We start from the raw sequence: 15,580 nt of genomic DNA on the forward strand, positions 1-15,580 counted from the left end.
AGATTTTTTTACCAAACAGGCGAAGCGAACCCTTGCAGCTTTCGCATCCGCAAGCCTGTACCTTTGCTCTATGTTTGAGTTATTTATTGTTCTGAAATTAAAACGGGATGGTGAAGTGGAGTATGTAAATCAGATGTATTCAAGATGCAATCGCAAGCATAAAACACATAAAGCCAATGAGTGATATAATTAAAATTTTCACCCATAAAGGACTATCGGTGTCTGTTTTCCAAATACTTTTTTCGTCTTTAGGAAAAGGTAGGTAGTAAAAATCCTCAAATAGCTCTTTCATAATAATCTAAAGCACTAAAAATTGTAATACGTATTCGCGCGAAAACGCAGGTAAACAAGCGTAGCTATAGTGGAAGCAAGGAATGGAGAGTAACGGAATGGATTGCTGGAACTATAATGCGAGCCGCCTGCGAGCGGAGCAAGGGTGGTGGCTGCAGAAGCCCGAAGAATGAGGGCGGCAGACGCCTACCGTTTACGGCAGGGCTGGCGCGATTTTTTGCTTCAGCGGCGGAAAAGGCAAGTGTGGCGTTTGAACGAAACGAAGCGGTGCCGGAGCCGTAATGGAGCAATGCCTAAAGAGTTACAATTTTGATGAGTGTTTTGTTTCGTTTATTAAGTTAAAAGTTAATTGAAGTAGACATTGGGGCATTGCGAAATGGAGGTACGAAGGCTCGCGCAGTGTAGTGAAATAGCCACTCTTGTGTGCGTTGCTGAAAGTGGGTGATTGTAGAGAGAGAGGCACGAACGAACGAAAAGAACCTACTGAAAGCAAATGGCGGATTGCAAAAAACGTGACAGCCCGATCAGCCCGCAGCGACCCGCAGGCTCGCACAATTAACAAGTGGCGGCAGACCCCCAATTAAAAAAGTGGTGAGCGGAGCGAACACCTTATCGGGGTTTGGGGGGATGGAGTAGCCACGGGTGAGGAAGGAGAGTAGCGTGTGAAGCAAAACAAGTGAACGGCAGGTGGCGAGCACCCACTGGAGCGCAAGGCACCTGGTAAGTGAACGGTATATGCAAGGGCGACCGCAGGGAGTTCATTTTACCCTTGCAGATATGTTTTTGCGGAACAAAGCGGAACGACTGACGAACACCGCTTTACCTGCGTTGGGATGTGCGTGGGGAAAAGCAAGGGTGCGACTGATTGAGGTGGAGAGTAACGGAACCGATTGAAGGAGTACTCTTGCTGCGCGTTGCTGGAAGTGGGTGATTGTAGAGAGTGAGGCACGAACGAACGTAAAGAACCGACTGGAAGCAAATGGCTGTGCGGTGGGTTTTTTTCCTTAAATTGGAATCATCTAATTCCGCTATAGAAGGAATAAGGTTAGCTTTAGTGGTGAGGAAATTAGGGTCAGTATATTAAGCACAATAATACAATATGATTAGTGATGTTAAAACCAAACTGGAAGTTCAACCAATGGTTCAATAATTAATGATAATGCAATTAATGGTTCATAAGAAAAAGCAGAAACGGCAATGGCTAATGAAATAGGTGAATTTCTTGCCGTAGTAGTTAATGTCAGGCTTACCCTGTCTGAATAGCTAAACTTTAGGGATTTGCCTGAGGATTTGACCAATAATAAATATCACAATGAAAAATATCAGTAGAGGAATGAGCAATTTATAAATGACATCTGGGTTGTCTATTAAGTTTTTGATGCGAACATAGCAACAACCGCTAGAGCAAGGAACATTTTTTTCGTTCGAGAAAAACAATCTTTTTGAAGCCAAGATAAGTATGCGGATGTTATAAATCCTTCCGTTGTATTCTCACAGCATTCAATATAGCCAAAAGAGCTACACCCACATCTGCGATAACGGCTTCCCATAAAGTAGCAACACCGCCTGCACCTAATGCAAGTACTATAATTTTGACTGTCATAGCGAGAATGATATTTTGCCAGACAATGTTTTTGGTGATTTTACCCGCCTTTATTGCTGCAACGATCTTTGACGGCTGGTCGTTTTGAATAACTACATCTGCTGTTTCGATGGTGGCATCACTACCGAGACCGCCCATTGCAATACCAACATCGGCGAGGGCAATAACCGGAGCATCGTTAACACCATCGCCTACAAAGGCCAATTTTACTCCTTCTTTTTTAAGAGCCTCCACTTTCTCCACTTTTTCGTCCGGAAGCAGTCCACCATAAGCTTCATCAATTCCCAAAACTTTTGCCACCTGATCTACCACTGTTTGTTTATCACCAGATAACATTACGGTTTTTATGTTTAGACGGTGCATTTCCTTGATGGCCTGATATGCATCTTCCTTTATTTCATCGGCAATAGTGATATAACCGGCGTACTTATTATCAATGGACAATACCACTATGGTATCTACAATCTGTTCGACTTCGGCAGGATAAGCTATGTCATATTTCTTTAAAAGTTTAAGGTTTCCAGCCAATACTTCCTTATTACCAACGATGCCTTTCAAGCCGTGTCCTGCTATTTCTTCAATGTTTGAAGTTTGTAGGCCTTGGTGTTTATTATCGGCATAATCCGTTACAGCTATGGCTATGGGATGGGTCGAGTTCTTTTCCAAAGCTGCTGCTACTTTGATCAGTTCTTCTTTTTCAATTCCTTCGGATACTACTTGCTGAACTTTAAAGACCCCTTTGGTCAAGGTGCCTGTTTTGTCCATCACCACTGTTTTTACTTGGGTCATAACATCCAAATAGTTTCCGCCTTTGAACAGGATTCCATTTCGGGAAGCAAGGCCGATACCTCCAAAGTAGCCCAGAGGTATGGAAACAACCAATGCACAGGGACAACTGATCACCAAGAATACCAAGGCACGATAAAACCATTCCCGAAACACATAATCATCCACAAAAAATATTGGGGTTACACAAAGTGCCAGTGCAAGGAAAAATACGATTGGGGTATATACTTTGGCAAAACGGGATATGAAGAGTTGGGTCTGTGATTTACGTGCGGTGGCATCCTGTACCATTTCCAAGATTTTGCTGAGTTTACTATCCCTAAACAGGGCGGTTACCTTTACTTCTGCAAGTGTATTTTGATTGATCATCCCGGCCAGTACCTGTTCACCTTTATATTTGGTATCTGGTTTGCTCTCCCCTGTTAATGCCGCAGTGTTGAAAGAGGCTTTTTCAGAAATGAGATCACCATCCAAGGCAACCTTTTCACCAGGTTTCACTTGTATCTTTTCTCCTATTTCTACTTCTGAAGGATGTATAACCTGTGATTTTCCGTTTCTTAGAACGATAACTTCATCAGGCCTTATATCAAGCAAGGCTTTAATGCTTCTTTTGGCGCGCTTAACTGCCGAGTCCTGAAACCATTCGCCTATTTGGTAAAATACCATTACGGCAACACCTTCTTCATATTCTCCAATGATGAATGCGCCGATTGTTGCCACACTCATCAATACAAATTCATTGAAGAAATCGCCTCTTTTTGACTTTCGCCAAGCGAGATCTAAAACTTTTCTTCCGGCGAGAAGATAAGCAATGAGGTTAATTGCCAATAAAGGTATAGTGGGTATGTCGAGGTTAAACCCATATTCCAATGTTAACAGTATAACCAAAATCAGCAAGGCAAGCAGAAGGTCCCAGTGGGTTTTCCAGCCTGTTTTTTCTTTATTAACTTTTGGGCTTAAGGGCCGGGATGTAGCTGCTTTCATTTTATTAAAATTTTCTTTAAAGATACTTTAAAAGGTTATGCACAGGAATTGCATTTGCATCAGCATTCATCTTTTCTTGTTAACTGGATAGGAGGACAGGGCAAAGAACCATAAGAACAGTAAACGCAACAGTCACCTTCTTTTGGTTTTAGAACAGTTTTACACTTCTCACATTCATAAAAGAATTGACAGGAATTTGTTGGCATATCTTCTACTTTTTTGTGTCCGCAGTTTGGACAGGTAATTTCTGATTTTAATATAGCTTCCATTGATTTTTATTTTTTCTTGTTACCTTGTAATTTGTTGCATTAATTGCTTCCTCAATTTTCACCTTCATTCGTTTTAGTATCGTCAAACTCAATGATCGCGTTACCATTTTCGTAAGGATTTAGGTTATCCAGTTCGGTTTTAAAATCTTCAAACATCCAGTCCATAACATTAGATTAATGGTTAAAAAGCTCCTTTTCTTTTTCAGGGTCTATTTCATCTTTTGACTTTTTGTCCAAAAAATAATCCAAGATAATGCCTACTGCAATAGCTCCCACAAACGCGGCATAAACTTTCCAATCAAATTGTATGACCAAAGAGAGGCTTATGATTATCGCCAAAATTGGCAGTATCGGAACTTTCCCAACAGATAAAGGAACTTTAAAGGGCCTGTCTTTATCTGGTGCTCTGAAACGCAATACGATAAGGGCAATGTTCACGGCGACAAAGACGAGCAACGCACCCAATGACGACATTCCCGCTACGATTTTAATATCGCCCAATAGCATAAAACCCGCAACTGCCGCCATAACCACAATGGTAGTAACCCACGGCACTTTATGTGCATTGGTTTTGGTCATAAATTTCGGAAGTTCGCCCACGCTTGCCATTCCAAACAGCAGCCTGCTGATAGAGATAATACCGCTAAAGGCCGCATTGGCAGTAGCAAAAAGTGCTGCGACCGCCAATGTCACGGGCAACCAACTGTTGAGATTTGATGCCGCAAGTGAAAGTGGCGAATCTACTTTTGCCAGTTCTGACGGGTCGGCAATGTTAAGTACCGTAAAAGCTATGAGAAGATAGATAACGGTTGTAAAAACCATTGTCAGTAGAAAGGCACGAGGAATGGTCTTGCCAGGGTTTTTTACTTCAGAACCCAATGCAGCCATATGCTCAAAACCTGTATAGACAAAAAACAAGGTTGCGGTAGCCGCCAAAGTACCGGAAAAGGATTCAACTTTAAAAAATTCAGCCTTTGGCGGGCCAGTTTCTGCAAGCCCGACCACAATAAGAATGAACAATCCCAAAAGTTGTATGCTAACCATTATAATATTGGCAGTAGATGATTTCTTGATTCCCGTAATGCTTATCAATGAAAGAATTATCAATACGCCATAACTTATCAATAGGGAAGGCACACTAAAAAAAGTGTTGAAATAACCTGAAAAGGCCAGCAATACAGCGGCTATCGTGGCAGAACTGTGAAAGGCAATTGTCCAGCCAGTGAGAAAGGAAGGAATGTCAATTTTCGGAAACGCTTTGCGTACAAAAATGAATTCGGCACCTGCATTGGGATAGGTAGAGGATAACTCTGCATAAGACAATGCCGAAACGCTGGCAGCAATTGCAGCGAAAACAAAACTCAACCAAAGGTCGGTACCTGCTTGTCCAGCTGCTGCGCCTATGACAGTATATATTCCTGCACCCACGATAGTGCCTACTCCATAAAAGGTAAGGCGAATTGTTCCCAATGATTTTTTTAATTCTGCCATAATATTTTTTAAGTTAGAGAAGGTGGAAGAAACCTGAACCTGACCATTGGACCCAAGGGTTCAGAATTCTGAAACTTCCATCTAATATTTTTGCCTGCATTTTTCACATATTCCCTTTAATATCAGGTTCACATTTCTCACTTCATAATCGTCTGGCAAGCTTTCTTTCGATATCTTATTCGGTAAACAGATTGTTCTTCTGCAATCGGTACAATGAAAATGCAGATGTAAATCTATACCGTATTTATCTTTGGCGTTTTCATCAGAAATAGCATATTTTGCCACTCCGACCCCATCATTAATCTGATGAATCAGCCCTTTATCCTCGAAAATCTTGAGATTTCGATAAAATGTCGTTCTGTTTGCTGTTTTATTGGTTTCGCTCTTTTGAACAAAAGCCTTTTTCAAATCGGAAAAGGACACGGCACTTTGCTTCCTTTTCAGGAACTTGTATATCTTCAACCTCATTTGAGTAGGTCGAATACCGTGATTTAATAGTATCTTTTCCGTTTTAGTCATTGCAATATTAATTCAAAAGCAAACCCTTTTTTCAAAACATATATTTGATGCTATTTCTTATAAGCCAAAAGCCTTAACGCATTAAAAACCACAAGTAATGTTGAGCCTTCGTGGATGACCACTGCAATACCGATATTGGCCCAACCCATAATGGTCGATGGGATAAGCAATGCCACAATACCGAGGCTTACCCAAAGGTTTTGCTTGATAATTGCCTTTGCCTTCCTGCTCAAGCCTATGGCAAAGGGCAGGGTTTCCAATTTATCGGCCATTAGGGCAATGTCTGCAGTTTCCAAGGCCACATCACTGCCCGCTGCACCCATTGCGATACCTACTGTGCTGTTTGCCATTGCAGGGGCATCGTTCACACCGTCGCCTACCATTGCGACTTTGGATTCCTGTTCTTTTAATTTTTTAATGGCATCTACCTTTTCCTCTGGCAACAGGCTTCCCCAGGCATCGGTCAACCCAATTTCTTTAGCAACGGCATCGGCAACCTTTTGATTATCCCCGGTTAGCATTATCATCCGCTTGATACCGATTTCCTTTAATTTTTTCAGTGTTTCCTTGGCCGCTTCCCGTGGGGTGTCCATCAGGGCGATGATACCTATATATTCTTTGTTCCTTCTTATGAGCATCGTAGTATTTCCACCACCTTCAAGTTCTTTTACTTTATTCGATATATCTTCGGATGGTTTTGCTTCATCGAGGTCTTCGTACAAGTCAAGGTTTCCAATATAGATTTTATCCTTGCCCAAAGAAGCTTTGATACCTTTTCCGAGAACTGCTTCCAAATCTGACGCATCGATAATATCAGTACCTTTCAGACGCTCTTTCCCATCCCTTACGACGGCTTTGGCCAAAGGGTGGTCGCTCAAGTTTTCAACGGCAACGGCTATCTTTAACAGTTCATTTTCTTCAATATCCCCCAATGGTACTACTTCGGTAAGTTTGGGCTTGCCTTCGGTAAGCGTGCCTGTTTTATCAAAAGCCAAAGCGGTTATGACCCCCAAATCCTCAAGTGGTCGCCCACCTTTGATGAGCACGCCGCCACGTGCTGCCCTTGCCACACCGCTCAATACGGCACTTGGTGTTGAAATGGCCAGTGCACAGGGACTTGCAGCTACCAATACCGCCATTGCACGATAAAAGCTGGCACTAAACGGTTCGTCAATGACCAGAAAGGCAAAGAGTAGGATACCAACCAGTATCAGTACGGATGGCACAAAGTATTTTTCGAACTTATCGGTCAGCAGTTGCGTGGGGGACTTCTGGGTCTGTGCCTCGTTGACCAATTTGACCAGTCGGGACAGGGTAGAGTCTTTGGCTTCTTTCATTACCTTTATTTCCAGCGTGTTATTACCGTTGATAGTTCCGGCAAATACCCGATTTTCATCCTTGATATCATCGTCTGCCGAATAGTCCCTGCCTGTATCTTCCACGGGAAGTTTATCCACGGGTACACTTTCCCCAGTAATAGGGGCCTGGTTTACACTGCTTTTTCCGTTGACCACGACGCCATCTGCGGATATTTTACTATTGGGCTTGACCACTATAATATCGCCAATACTCAATTGCTCAATTCCAACTTCTTCGGTCTTGCCATCTTTTTTAAGCAATGCTGTTTTTGGTGCAAGGTCTGCAAGCGCAGCAATGCTTTTTCTTGCTTTGTTCATTGCGTAATGTTCCAAGGCGTGCCCAAGGCTAAATAAAAACAACAACAGTGCACCTTCTGCCCATTCTCCCAGAATGGCGGCACCAATGGCAGCGACCAGCATTAAAAAATCAATTTCAAAACCACCCTTGGCCACAGTTTGAACCGCTTCCTTGGCCGTAAAGAAACCACCGAAAATGTACGCGCCAATGTACAAAGTAAGACTGACCCAATCCGGGATGGATTCCACATAAGAAAGCCCGAAACCTATCCCGAGAAGTGCCCCACAGATAATGGAAAAAATAAGCTCCGTATTTTTACCGAAAACCCCACCGTGGGCGTGCTCTTCTCCTTCCTCGTGGGTCTCGCCCTCCTTGTGCTCGTGGCCCTCTGTGGAAGTTTGCTCTTTAGTATCTTCCTTCTTTGAACGTTCCTGTTTTTTTTTGGATGCTTCGGTGTAATTATTTTCGTTTGAAGAACTCCGCTTAACCTGAAGGTCTTCCTTTTCAATCTGTTTACTTATTTCATCAAAATTTGTTTGCTTTTTATCAAACTCAAGGCGCACCATTCCAGAGACCGAAACGGAAGCCTCCAAAACCCCATTGATTGCCAAAAGACTTTTCTCTATGGAACGTGCCTGTCTTGTATGTCTGATTCCTTTAACCTCTATGAGCAAATGCCCGTATTTTTCGGTAATCTCGGCACCCGTCTGTTCTGCGAGAGATTGAATGCGGTCTATAGAAATGATATCGGGGTCATAATGAAAACAGAGCTGTGGTGTGTCATCTTCCTTTGTATCGGCAACGTGTACTTTTTCGATGCCCTCTTTAGCCTGTAATTCTTTTATAAGCCGCTCAACACAAGTATCTTTTTCGTTTGGAACTTGCGGAAGGATAACTGGAATTTTTAGTTGTATTTTTTTCATTTTTTACTATTTTTTTTTATCCATTCTTTGGCATCGTCTTTTTCTTCTGGCTTATAAAATTTTATATGAGCTTCTGAAAAAGGAAGCAATGCCTCGGTAAATTGCTCCTGCCATATAACGCTACCCACTAAAGCAACACGCTTTAAATGCGTTTCATTCGGAAGATTTAATTCAATGCCCTTCCAATATGCGTTTGCCGTCCAGCCTTCAAAATTATGCATTTCGATGTACCAAGAAACTTCCTGATATGCAGTTATATGTTCTATTAAGACCGGTATCAAGTTTTCATAATCCTTGGCATCCAGCTTATTCTCTGCCACCATATATACAGTAGCCTCTTTTTTATAGATTGTTATCATTGCTCACTATTTATAAATGATAATTGAATTTAAAAACCAAACGTTTAATCCAGATTGTCGCTGCATTTTTCGCAAATACCCTTTACCACCAAGTTAATGTCCTCGGTAATGTAGCCATCAGGTAAGTTGATATGAGGGATTTTATGCTCTGTTAAACAGACAGTTTCATTACAATTGTTGCAATGAAAGTGTAAATGAAGGTCGTTGCCAACCTCGCACTCACAATTTTCTTCGCAAAGGGCGTATTTTATAACACCTGTCCCATCCTCAATTTGATGTACAATACCTTTTTCCTCAAACGCTTTCATAGTCCTAAATAGGGTGCTTCTTTCACTGACCTTAAAATCCTTTTCCAAATCGCCAAGACTGATGGCCACCTCTAATTCTGCTAAACGCTTATAAGTCATAAGGCGCATAGCCGTAGGTCGTATCCCTTTGCTTTCAAGTAGTTGGACTATTTTTTCCATTTGTGATAAAGTGTTTTATAGGTCGTACCGTTTTAAGGAATCTCCAGTTTTAATCTGAAAGGCATCTTCAATATTTGCTATATATATAATACCATCTCCAGGCCCGTCGGTTTTGGCGTTGGCTATAATTGTTTCAATGGCCGCTTGGGCTTCCTCATTTTGGCAGACCAGTTCCAACTTAACCACTGGACTATCTGTTACGTGAAAATCCAACGACGGTCTTGCACCTTTTGATTTGAATGCGCCAGTGCCTTCTGCTTGTGAAAGGGTCATACTTTCAAATCCATTATCTGATAGTGCTTCAATGACTCTTTGGATTCGGTTCGGTTTTATAAATGCTTTTATTTCCTTCATATTATGAATTTTTTAAATTTTTAATCGATTTTGAACCGAGCCTGTTTTCTAATTTTTAACTAACCAATTAAGACGATAAACAAACTCGGAATCAAAATCTTTGATTATTATTGAATTAATGTCCGTGTTCCAGTTCGCCTTTAACCATTTCCGAAGACAGGTTATAAGCTCCTTTTATGACCACTTTGGCAACCGTTGAAACTTCGGCAGGTAAATTGACTTCAACAAAGCCCAAATCAGTAATACCAACCGTTACGGGTATCATTTTAAATTTCATTTTGTTCGCTTCCATTGCTTCATCTTCATCCAAAATAAAAATAAAGGATTGCTCGCCTTCTTTTATAATGGCAGCTTCCGGTACGGCAAAACCCTTTTTTTCGCCCTGCACTATGCGTCCTTCCACGTACATACCCGGCAACAGGTTTTTATCCTTGTTCTCAATGTCTGCAAGGACTTCCAAAGCCTTTGGGTCGGTATTGAAGGTTTTGCCAACAGACCTAACGGTTGCTTTAAGCAGTTCGTCTGGACGAGAAGCCGTTGAAAAATATATCTGTTGCCCTTTCTTGATTTGCTTTATGTCCTTCTCATATACTTTAAAGTTTACATAAATCTTCGAGTTATCGCTAATTGAGAACATCTTGGATTGCTGCGCCACGTAATCGCCAAGGCTAATCATTACTTCATCCACATAGCCACTTATGGGCGTGGTAATGGGAACTGCGGAATATATTTGGCCTTCAGCCACCTTGTCCGGGTTTATGCCCAACAGTCTCAATTGGGAACGCAGACCATTGACGCTGGATGTTGTGGAACGAAATTTTGACTGTGCCATCTGAAATTCCTTACCAGAAGAAACACCTTTATCATAAAGGGTCTGCTTGCGCTCAAAATCCTGTTTCAAAAAGACCAGTTCATCATTTTTTTCCTGATATTCCTGTTGCATTGCAATGATATCTGGGTGTTCTATATATGCCAACACCTGTCCTTTGCTTACGTTATCTCCAGGTATTACTTTTATGGAACTCACATTTCCACCAACAAACGGACTGATGTTCGCCTTATCCTGTGGGAAAAGTTCCAGCATACCTGTTACCTTAATGTTGTTCCCTAAATTCCGTTCCTCCAGAGGCTTCGTTTCCAAACCGATGGTTTCAGCCTGTTGCTTTGTAAGTTCGACGACGCCTTCTTCCTCGCTGTGACCACCTTCTTCCTCTCCTTCATCGTGGCCTTCTTCTCCGTGTGTATCTTCGCCCCCAGCCTCGGTTTTTGATACGCCTTCAGCTTCGTTATGCCCAAGTTCAGATTTTTGGCCATCGTTACAACTCATAAACATAAGTGTAAATAATACGGTACTTACTAATAGTATATTTTTCATTTCTCTTTTTTTAAGGTTATAAATTGCCCAATTGATGTTGCATATCAATGGTTTGCTGGTTATACTGATTGATGTATTGTAAATGGGTCTGTTTAATGCGGATGGCACTGTTGAGAATCGTGATGTAATTGACGTAATCTATTTCGCCTTCTTTAGAAGCCAACTGCGCTGTGGTAATTTGTTCTTCTGCCAACAATAGTGCGCCTTCTTCGTAATATTGCAAAATCTTCTTTGTTTTTTCGAGTGATTTGGTCAATTGTGAAACACGACTTTCTGTAACCGCTTTTTGCTCCAAATATTGATTCTCTGCTACCATTGCGTCTGCCTTGGCTGCCTTAACCCTTGACTTCTGCGGAAAAAACCATAACGGAATACTAATACCTGCCTGATAGGTATTAAACCCTGAAACATCATCCACAACCTGCCTGCCATATGATAAACTGAATTTCGGTAGGAATTGCGATTTTTCAACGCCCACATTTGCTTTACTTACTTCGGCATTTTGCAAGGCATATTGCAACATTGGGTTATTGGCAACCGAAGTTGAATCCAATGTCGCCATAAAATCCAATGGCTCGTAAAAACCATCTACCGTCTCGATGGTTTCATCCGTTCCCAAATATTGTTTTAAGGCACGTTTGGCAATTTCAATATCATCAAAAGCTTGTTGCCTCAACACTTGAATCTGTTGAAATTCGGAAGAGGCTGAAATAAATTCCAACTTGCCTGTTTCTCCAGTGTCATACCGAAGTTGGGCAGCGGACTGAAAATTGGCATAAATACTGTCCAATTGGTCTGCAAAACGCAACTGTGCCTTGTAATAATTAATTTGGTCATAGGCTTGCATCACATTGCGCACCAACTGTTGTTCACTGGCCACATAAAACTTTTCTCCCAAGGCAATGCGCTCTTTATAAAACTTCGATTTTGAAAATCCTGAAAGCAAATCAATGTTGCCTTGTTGCACGCCAACGGTTGTTTGCACTCCAGGAAGATTATTGCCATATTCTTCTTTGCCCGTGAAAACTTGTGTGCTACCAAGGTCAAAACTCGTTCCCTTTAGTGCCTTTTCCCGTTCAATAAATGCCTGACTTTCCTTAAGCGATGGATAATTCTGTTTTGCCATAGCAATGGCCTCATCTACAGTCAAGGTTTTTGGCATTGTTCCATTTTGATTGGTGTCTTGGGCAAAAGCAGTTCCAGAAGCCATCAAACCGCCAACCATCAATAATACGGTTACAATGTTCGTTGATTTGTTGACATAGCTTATAGCTCCATCGTTATTGTTTCGTTCTTTTCTCGATTCGAGCCAGTAATAAAGAATAGGAATAACCACCAAGGTCAGAAAGGTTGCCGTAAGCATTCCTCCAATCACTACTGTTGCCAATGGTCGTTGTACTTCGGCACCACCAGAGGTGGAAACCGCCATTGGGATAAAGCCCATAATTGTTGTAATGGCTGTCAATAAAATTGGACGTAAACGTTCGTGCGTAGCTTCGTATATACGTTTTTTTATATCTGTCATTCCACTGTCTTTTAGTTCATTGAATTTGTTTATAAGAATCAAGCCGTTTAATACGGCAACTCCGAAGAGTACGATAAACCCGACTCCCGCCGAAATACTGAAAGGCATTCCACGAATCCACAAAACGAAAACGCCACCTATGGCTGCCAAAGGTACCGCCATATAGATCATCAAGGCTTGTGAAAATGAATTCAAAGCAAAGTAAAGCAGAACAAATATTGTTATTAAAACGATTGGGACTACGATCATCAATCGGTCTGACGCACGTTGCAGGTTTTCAAATGACCCTCCGTAAGTAACATAATATCCCGGTGGCAGTTTCACTTCCGTTTCCAGTTTTTGCTGAATCTCCTCAACCATCGATTTTACATCTCGCCCACGAACATTGACACCAACTGAAATACGCCGCGAGGTATTGTCCCTTGAAATCTGCATTGGTCCTGGTTTGTAACTGATGTCCGCGACTTCCTTTAAAGGCACTTGCGCTCCGTTTGGCAAATCGATATACAAATTCTTAAGGCTGTTGATGTCTTGCCTAAAGTCTTCCGCCAAACGAATGACTACATCAAAGCGTTTTTCGCCCTCAAAAATCACACCTGCGGCTTCTCCTGAAAACGATGCACTCACATAATCATTCAGCTTGTCAACGGTTACTCCGTATTGAGCCATTTTTGCGCGGTTATACACCACGGTCATTTGGGGCAAACCACTTGTAGCCTCTACGTTAAGGTCTGCAGCACCCGGAACTTTCCGTATGACCGCAGCAATTTCCTGAACCTTATCTGCCAACACGTTTAAATCTTCTCCATATAATTTGATGGCTACGTCCTCACGAACGCCAGTCAGCAATTCATTAAATCGAAGTTCAACAGGTTGTGTAAACACAAAGTTTACACCAGGCACTACTGAAATTTTTTCTTGTATTTTTTCTATGAGCTCCTCCTTACTATCTGCGGAAGTCCATTTACTCTTGTCTTTTTCAAGAATAATGTAACTATCCGCAATATCCATAGGCATTGGGTCTGTTGGTATTTCGGCCACGCCAATCCTTGAAACTACCGTTTTTACTTCTGGAAATTCATTAATCAGATTCTGAAGTTTTTCTGAAGCCTCAATAGATTCTGTTAGACTGCTCCCTGGTTTTATCAAGGCCTGAAAGGCAATATCGCCTTCATCAAATTTAGGGACAAATTCTGCTCCCATATTACTGAAAACAAATCCGGCAATCAAGAATAGCGCAACCGCTCCAATAATGACTCCTGCTTTAAAACGAAGTGAAAAATTCAACAGGGGAAGATAGGCACGATTCAAAGCACCCATAATTTTATCACTGATCCTATCCATCTGGTTTTCAAATTTGGCAAACCAACTATTTTGATTTTTAGCAGGTTTTAAAAATAAGGACGACATCATTGGCACGTATGTAAGGCAAAGAATAATTGCTCCTAAAACGGCAAATCCAAAAGTAAATGCCATTGGTCGGAACATTTTTCCTTCTATACCTGTCAAAAACAGAATAGGTGTAAAAACTATAAGAACAATTAGTTGACCGAAGAAGGCAGAATTCATCATTTTACTTGAAGAGTCATAGGCGATTTCATCCATTTCAGCTTGGTTAATGGCGGTTGTGGATTTTTTCATCCGTCGATGTATGTGGAAAACCGTACCCTCCACTATAATTACCGCACCGTCAACAATAATCCCAAAATCAATTGCCCCCAAAGACATTAGGTTTGCCCAAATGCCAAATTGTTTCATTAAAATAAATGCAAATAATAAGCATAAGGGAATGATCGAAGCAGCTATCAAACCGCCACGAAAACTTCCCAAAAGAAGTACCAAAACAAAAATGACTATAAGCGCCCCTTCAATTAGATTTGTTTTTACGGTACTTGTGGTTCTTTCAATAAGCTCGCTTTGGCTTAAAAATGTATCTATATAAACCCCTTCCGGCAAGGATTTTTGAATTTCGGTTATACGCTTTTCAACATTGTCTATAACGGTGCTCGGGCTTTGTCCTTTTAACATCAATATTTGTCCCCCTACAGTTTCGTGGCCATCCTGTGTAAAAGCACCATAACGCACCTGGCTCCCATAGCCAACCTTTTCGGCCACATCACGGATTAGAATAGGGTTACCATTTTGTGTAGTGACCACTGTATTTTCCAAATCTGAAATGCTACGCGCCAAGCCTTCGCCACGTATAAAATTGGCCTGATGGTTTTTTTCAATATACGCCCCTCCCGTGTTTGCGTTATTTTCGCTTAATGCTTCAAAGACCTGGCTCATAGTAAGGCCAAAGCTTTTAAGTTTATCGGGGTTTAGAGCAACCTCATATTGTTTTACATATCCACCAAAAGCGTTTACTTCCACAACTCCTGGGACTAATGCCATTTGACGTTTAACGATCCAATCCTGGATGGTACGAAGCTCTGTTGCATCGTATTTATCTTCATAGCCTTCTTTTACTTTTAGGGTGTATTGGTAGATTTCGCCCAGACCTGTGGTTATGGGTGCCATAAATGGCGTACCAAAACCTTCAGGAATTTCTCCCTTCACTTCGGCTAATTTTTCTTGTACCAATTGCCGGGGAAGGTAGGTCCCCGCTTGATCTTTAAAGACAATGGTTACTACGGACAGACCAAACCGAGAGATCGAACGCAGCTCGATAACATCAGGAAGGTTTGCCATTGCCAATTCTACCGGATAGGTTACAAATTGCTCAATGTCCTCAGTACCTAAATTTGGTGCAACGGTAATAACCTGTACTTGGTTGTTGGTAATATCGGGTACAGAACCCAAGTTTATAGTGGCCATAGACCAAATGCCCGTACCTACAAGTGCCACTATAAAGAGCCCAATAATAAACTTGTTATTAATGGAAAATGAAATGATTTTGTTAATCATAGAAAAAGTATTAATTCAGTTTAAACATCGCAATGCAAAGAGATGCAATGCGTTTATGATGCGATACTTAC

10 protein-coding genes are annotated in these 15,580 nt (G+C 41.5%); all 10 read right to left on the minus strand.

Features of this window, described 5'->3' with window-relative positions:
- Positions 1-1,759: 1,759 nt before the first annotated feature.
- Positions 1,760-3,664, minus strand: a complete 1,905-nt coding sequence (locus tag FHP04_RS11565; RefSeq protein ID WP_139856301.1) for a heavy metal translocating P-type ATPase — start codon at positions 3,662-3,664, stop codon at positions 1,760-1,762.
- Between the two features lie 59 nt (positions 3,665-3,723).
- On the minus strand, positions 3,724-3,933 hold the full coding sequence (locus FHP04_RS14745; RefSeq protein ID WP_073217619.1) for a GDCCVxC domain-containing (seleno)protein: 210 nt from the start codon (positions 3,931-3,933) through the stop codon (positions 3,724-3,726).
- A 174-nt stretch (positions 3,934-4,107) separates the two neighbouring features.
- The gene (locus tag FHP04_RS11575) at positions 4,108-5,424 is read right to left on the minus strand and encodes an APC family permease (protein WP_073217622.1); all 1,317 of its coding nucleotides are present in this window, start codon (positions 5,422-5,424) and stop codon (positions 4,108-4,110) included.
- An 81-nt stretch (positions 5,425-5,505) separates the two neighbouring features.
- Positions 5,506-5,943 carry a Fur family transcriptional regulator gene (locus FHP04_RS11580; RefSeq protein ID WP_045079535.1) on the minus strand — a complete coding sequence of 146 codons (438 nt, stop codon included), beginning with the start codon at positions 5,941-5,943 and terminating at the stop codon, positions 5,506-5,508.
- A 50-nt stretch (positions 5,944-5,993) separates the two neighbouring features.
- Complete coding sequence (locus FHP04_RS11585) at positions 5,994-8,522, minus strand: heavy metal translocating P-type ATPase (protein ID WP_139856302.1); 2,529 nt, start codon at positions 8,520-8,522, stop codon at positions 5,994-5,996.
- Complete coding sequence (locus FHP04_RS11590; RefSeq protein WP_073217628.1) at positions 8,519-8,881, minus strand: SpoIIAA family protein; 363 nt, start codon at positions 8,879-8,881, stop codon at positions 8,519-8,521. The genes FHP04_RS11585 and FHP04_RS11590 overlap by 4 nt, the downstream gene beginning before the upstream one ends.
- Before the next feature lie 44 nt (positions 8,882-8,925).
- The gene (locus tag FHP04_RS11595) at positions 8,926-9,348 is read right to left on the minus strand and encodes a Fur family transcriptional regulator (RefSeq protein WP_073217630.1); all 423 of its coding nucleotides are present in this window, start codon (positions 9,346-9,348) and stop codon (positions 8,926-8,928) included.
- A gap of 15 nt (positions 9,349-9,363) precedes the next feature.
- On the minus strand, positions 9,364-9,702 hold the full coding sequence (locus FHP04_RS11600) for a P-II family nitrogen regulator (RefSeq protein ID WP_045079539.1): 339 nt from the start codon (positions 9,700-9,702) through the stop codon (positions 9,364-9,366).
- Positions 9,703-9,817: 115 nt separating this feature from the next.
- Positions 9,818-11,077 (minus strand): efflux RND transporter periplasmic adaptor subunit, encoded by a 1,260-nt coding sequence (locus tag FHP04_RS11605; protein ID WP_073217711.1) that lies wholly within the window; start codon positions 11,075-11,077, stop codon positions 9,818-9,820.
- 16 nt (positions 11,078-11,093) lie between these two features.
- Entirely contained in the window at positions 11,094-15,509 is a 4,416-nt protein-coding gene (locus FHP04_RS11610) for a CusA/CzcA family heavy metal efflux RND transporter (RefSeq protein ID WP_139856303.1), read from the minus strand.
- Between the last annotated feature and the right edge of the window lie 71 nt (positions 15,510-15,580).

Source organism: Aequorivita sinensis (assembly GCF_006346335.1).
GTDB lineage: Bacteria > Bacteroidota > Bacteroidia > Flavobacteriales > Flavobacteriaceae > Aequorivita > Aequorivita sinensis.

Coding starts and splice junctions, on each gene's coding strand:
- FHP04_RS11565 (WP_139856301.1), bottom strand. CDS start 3,664: ATGAAAGCAGCTACATCCCGGCCCTTAAGCCCAAAAGTTAATAAAGAA.
- FHP04_RS14745 (WP_073217619.1), bottom strand. CDS start 3,933: ATGGAAGCTATATTAAAATCAGAAATTACCTGTCCAAACTGCGGACAC.
- FHP04_RS11575 (WP_073217622.1), bottom strand. CDS start 5,424: ATGGCAGAATTAAAAAAATCATTGGGAACAATTCGCCTTACCTTTTAT.
- FHP04_RS11580 (WP_045079535.1), bottom strand. CDS start 5,943: ATGACTAAAACGGAAAAGATACTATTAAATCACGGTATTCGACCTACT.
- FHP04_RS11585 (WP_139856302.1), bottom strand. CDS start 8,522: ATGAAAAAAATACAACTAAAAATTCCAGTTATCCTTCCGCAAGTTCCA.
- FHP04_RS11590 (WP_073217628.1), bottom strand. CDS start 8,881: ATGATAACAATCTATAAAAAAGAGGCTACTGTATATATGGTGGCAGAG.
- FHP04_RS11595 (WP_073217630.1), bottom strand. CDS start 9,348: ATGGAAAAAATAGTCCAACTACTTGAAAGCAAAGGGATACGACCTACG.
- FHP04_RS11600 (WP_045079539.1), bottom strand. CDS start 9,702: ATGAAGGAAATAAAAGCATTTATAAAACCGAACCGAATCCAAAGAGTC.
- FHP04_RS11605 (WP_073217711.1), bottom strand. CDS start 11,077: ATGAAAAATATACTATTAGTAAGTACCGTATTATTTACACTTATGTTT.
- FHP04_RS11610 (WP_139856303.1), bottom strand. CDS start 15,509: ATGATTAACAAAATCATTTCATTTTCCATTAATAACAAGTTTATTATT.